3 protein-coding genes are annotated in these 4,349 nt (G+C 70.0%); 1 reads left to right on the top strand and 2 read right to left on the bottom strand.

Features of this window, described 5'->3' with window-relative positions; genetic code table 11:
• The coding region (locus ACRDSQ_RS20330) for an ATP-binding protein (RefSeq protein WP_431423237.1) at positions 1–1,284 on the bottom strand (1,284 nt) is incomplete at its 3' end.
• Between the two features lie 419 nt (positions 1,285–1,703).
• On the opposite strand from ACRDSQ_RS20330, the gene ACRDSQ_RS20325 reads away from it, so the two are divergent.
• Entirely contained in the window at positions 1,704–3,293 is a 1,590-nt protein-coding gene (locus tag ACRDSQ_RS20325; protein WP_431423235.1) for a S8 family serine peptidase, read from the top strand.
• Positions 3,294–3,362: 69 nt separating this feature from the next.
• Here the strand turns inward: ACRDSQ_RS20325 and ACRDSQ_RS20320 are convergent, their stop codons facing one another.
• Entirely contained in the window at positions 3,363–4,295 is a 933-nt protein-coding gene (locus ACRDSQ_RS20320) for a hypothetical protein (RefSeq protein WP_431423233.1), read from the bottom strand.
• Positions 4,296–4,349: the final 54 nt, after the last annotated feature.

Raw genomic sequence — 4,349 nt, 5'->3', positions numbered from 1 at the left:
GGTGGCGGCGTCGCCGACGTCGGCGGCCCGGTCGGCGGCGGCCTCGCCGTAGCGCAGCCAGTCGGCCAGCTTTCCCGCGCGCTGGCTGTGCTCGGCGAGCTGGACCAGCGGACGGGGGCTGACCAGGTCGAGCGCGTCGATGGCCCGCAGGTGCAGCTGCCGGCGGTCCGGGCCGCTGAGCGTGTCGTAGACGGCCTGCTGGGCCAGGGCGTGGCGGAACGTGTAGCTCGCGTTGTCGGCCTCGTGGAGGACGTGTCCGGCCAGCGCGTGGCCCAGCGCGGCGCGCACCCGCTGCTCGGGAATCCCGGCCACCGACCCGAGCAGGTCCGCGCCCGCGGGCACGCCCAGCACGGCGGCGGCCTGCACCAGTCGGTTTGCCGCCGTGGGCAACTCGTTGAGCCGCTCGGCGATCGCATCGCGCAGCAGCACCGGGACCTCGACGTTGTCGAGCAGCCTGCGCGCGGCGGCGCCGTCGGCGTGCACCGCGCCCGCCGTGGTGCGCAGCGCCCGCAGCGTCTCCTCGACCACGAACGGGATGCCCGCGGTGCGCTCGTGCAGCTTCGCGGCGAAGTCGGCGGAGACGGTCTCCTCGTCGAGGATGGCCGCGGCCAGCGACCGCACGCCCTCGGCGTCGAGCGGGGTCAGGTGGACCAGCATGCTGGTGATGCCCGTGGGCGGCCGGTACGCGCTGCCCAGCGGCATCCCGCCCGGCACGTCCTCGCGGCGGTAGGTGACCAGGACGGTCAGGTTCGGCGGCGGGTCGGCCATCAGGAACCGCAGCAGCTGCCGGGAGCCGTCGTCGGCCCAGTGCAGGTCCTCGATGATCATCAGCGTCGGGCCGACCGCGGCGAGCAGCTCGCGCACCGCGCGGAACACCCGGTGTCGGTCGGAGCGCGGGTCGCCGGACGGCGCGGGTGCCTCCGGCAGGTAGTCGGCCAGCTCAGGCAGCATGGGAGCGAGGACGCCCGCCACCCGGCTCAGTGGGGGACGGCTCGCCAGCCGGTCCGCGCAGCCGCCCAGGGCCTCGAGGACAGCCCCGTAGGGAAAAGGCTCGCGCAGCGGCTGGCAGTTGCCGATGAGGATGCGCAGCGGGCCGAGACGGCCCGGGCGCAGCAGCTCATGGACGAGCCTGCTCTTCCCGACACCCGCCTCGCCTTCGATCATGACCACGGCGGGCTGGCGCGTCACCGTCTCGCGCAGCGCGTCGAGCTCATGGCCGCGACCGACGAGCACCGGCGACGTGGTGCGCACGAGGCTCGCCGTCGGCAGCCGCTTCGGGACCATCCACACCCTCCCAGGCCAGTGTTCAGGATCGGTGTCAACCCGACGTTCTTCGGAGCCTAAGCCGAACGAGGGTGATCCGGAACTCACTTGCCGCCGCGCAACCGGCAAACCGATCTTAGTCGGCGGTCCGGGGCAGAAGAGCGACCTCGTCGTCGGTGAAAAGACGGGTAGGTATACGTACCGATACCCGGATTGTTCGCGGGGCGCGTCCGGCTGAAGGTGATCGGCAGTGGCTGTCAGTTATTCACCCTGCCCGGCAGCCACGCCTCCGAGTGGCGAGTTCCACCCGGTGGAGTGAACGAAGGGGCCTGTTGCGAGGCCGGGTCGGTCCTGCTCCCAGCACGGGGCCGGCGCGGCGACTTGTCGCTGTCGCGGTGTCACACCGCGCTCGAACCCTGCGGAGTAAGGACAGCCAAGCAATGAGAAAACTGAAGACCCCACTGAAAGCCCTGCTCGTGGGCTCCGCCGCCGTGGGTCTGGTGGCGCTCGCGGTGCCCGCGTTCGCCGCGCAGTCCTCAACGGCCGCGATCCAGAACGCCAACGCGCCCGGCGCCGTTCCGGACCGCTACATCGTGGTGTTCAAGGACGACAGCGTGAGCCGCGCGTCGGTCTCGGCCAAGGCGAACGACCTTGCGGGCAAGCACGGCGGCCAGGTCAAGTTCACCTACGACTCGATCCTGCGTGGATTCTCGGTGTCGATGAAGGAAAGCCAGGCGCTCGCGCTGGCCAAGAACCCGATGGTGAAGTATGTCGAGCAGGCCGTGTACACCACGGTGGCCGACACCCAGCAGAACCCGACGTGGGGCCTGGACCGGATCGACCAGCGCGACCTGCCGCTCAACCAGACCTTCAACTACCCGACCGATCCCGGCAAGGGTGTGCACGTCTACGTCCTCGACTCGGGCCTCAACGCCGCGCACCAGGAGTTCACCGGCCGCGTCGCCGCGGGCTACGACTTCATCGACAACGACTCCACCCCGCAGGACTGCCACGGCCACGGCACGCACGTGGCGGGCACCGCGACCGGCAGCACCTACGGCGTGGCGAAGAAGGCGACGCTGCACCCGGTGCGCATCCTCAACTGTCAGGGCGGCGGCAGCAGCGACCAGATCCTCGGCGGGATGAACTGGGTCAAGAACAACGGCATCAAGCCCGCCGTGGTGAACTTCAGCGTCGGCTGCCAGCAGCGCTGCACGCAGCAGAGCTGGGACGACGGCGTGAAAGCCGTGATCGCAAGCGGCATCCAGTGGGTGCAGGCGGCGGGCAACTCCAACGACGACTCCTGCTACTACAGCCCGCAGAAGCTGCCCGAGGCAGTCACCGTCGGCAACAGCAACCAGCAGGACCAGCGCTACACCGGCACCGGGTCGAGCAACTACGGCTCGTGCCTGGACATCTGGGCGCCCGGCACCGGCACCATCTCCGCGTCGCACTCCAGCAACACCGGAACCGCGACGATGACCGGCACCTCGATGGCGTCCCCGCACGTGGCGGGCGCCGCGGCTGTCTACCTGGGTCTGAACACCTCGGCCACGCCGGCCCAGGTGCGCGACGCGCTGGTCAACAACGGCTCCACCGGCAAGCTGACCGGCATCAACACCGGTTCGCCGAACGTGCTGCTCTACACCGGTTTCATGAGCGGACCGAGCGACCCGCCGTGCTCCGCGGCGACAAACACCAACGACGTGGCGATCCCGGACAACAACACCGCGATCACCTCGTCGGTGACCGTGACCGGCTGCTCCGGCGCGGGCACCTCGGCCACCTCGGTGAAGGTGGACATCAACCACACCTACACCGGTGACCTGGCCGTCGACCTGGTCGGACCGACCGGCAAGGTCTTCACCCTCAAGCAGGCCGGTGGCGCCAGCTCCTCGGCGGGCATCCACCAGACCTTCACCGTCAACACCGCCACCGAGACCGCCAAGAACGGTGAGTGGAAGCTTCGGGTCACCGACGTCTACCGGTACGACACCGGCAACATCGACGCCTGGACCCTGACCTTCTAGCCCTTGGCGCACAACTGAAAGACCGCCCGCGGGAGGTGTCCACACCGGACACCTCCCGTCGGCGCGCCGTCACCAGGTCCAGCGGATGCCGACGATCGCCGACTTCTCATCGTGGGTCAGAAGATGCGCGCTGTTGTACACGCCCAAGTGCAGCTCCCCGTGGTCGACCTCCGGCAGCCTGCTCGACTCGCGCCGGAACTGCCTGCACGACGCGGGCACGGCGTCCGGGTGGAACACCACTTCCAGCAGGTATTCGCGGGCGCACTGGCGCATCGCCCGGACGAAGTTGGTCGACGCGACCGACCCGTGCCACTGGACCTCATAGGAGAACGCCGCGGTGTCGCCGATGCGCAGCACGCGGTCGAGCAGGATCTCCGACAGCACGAACCGGCCGGGCTCGTGCGTGCGGGCCTTGCCCAGCGCGCAGCCGTTGAGCGCGGTGATGTCGGGCAGGGCGCGATCGGTCGGCTCCGCGCGGTGCAGGACCACGCAGGTGCGCCGCCAGTCCACTTCGGACCGGACGACCGCGTGCACCACGGTCCGGTTATCGCGGCCCTCATGGTCGAGGAAGTGCTGTTCGCGCACGCTCAGGAACGTCAGCTCACCGGGACCCGGGTCGTCGAGTTCGGCCAGCAGCGGGCTCAACGCGCTCGCGCCGTCCCACAGGGCCTCGTGCGACTTCGCCGAGGACCTCGACGCCCACCGGCCACGCGGCTTGCGCGGGCCCAGTAGGGAAATCAGGTATCCGGGCGGCAGTCCGAGGACTTCCTCGATGATCGTGACCGCGCGCAGCGAGTCCGGGCGCTCGGGCCGGGTGCGGCCGCGTCGCCAGTAGCTCAGCGTCGACAGGCTCACCTTGACCTCATGCACGCTCAGCCGTCGCTGCAGTTGTTCGAGGCTCATGCCGCTGCGGTCGATCGCGCGGGTCAGGGCGACCGGGAACGACTCCCGGACACCGGACACGGACACCGGGTCGCGGTGGGGTGCTGGCAGGGTGTGCATTACGTGTATTCGCCTTCCGGGAACGGAAAACGGCAGGCCCGGGAGCCCCGGACC

Source organism: Actinokineospora sp. (assembly GCF_050699995.1).
GTDB lineage: Bacteria > Actinomycetota > Actinomycetes > Mycobacteriales > Pseudonocardiaceae > Actinokineospora.
This window is presented reverse-complemented; position numbering and strand designations above follow the sequence as displayed.

What these genes read in the sequence shown, in the direction of transcription:
- ACRDSQ_RS20325 (WP_431423235.1), top strand. Translation starts at nt 1,704, where the DNA reads ATGAGAAAACTGAAGACCCCACTGAAAGCCCTGCTCGTGGGCTCCGCC.
- ACRDSQ_RS20320 (WP_431423233.1), bottom strand. Translation starts at nt 4,295, where the DNA reads ATGCACACCCTGCCAGCACCCCACCGCGACCCGGTGTCCGTGTCCGGT.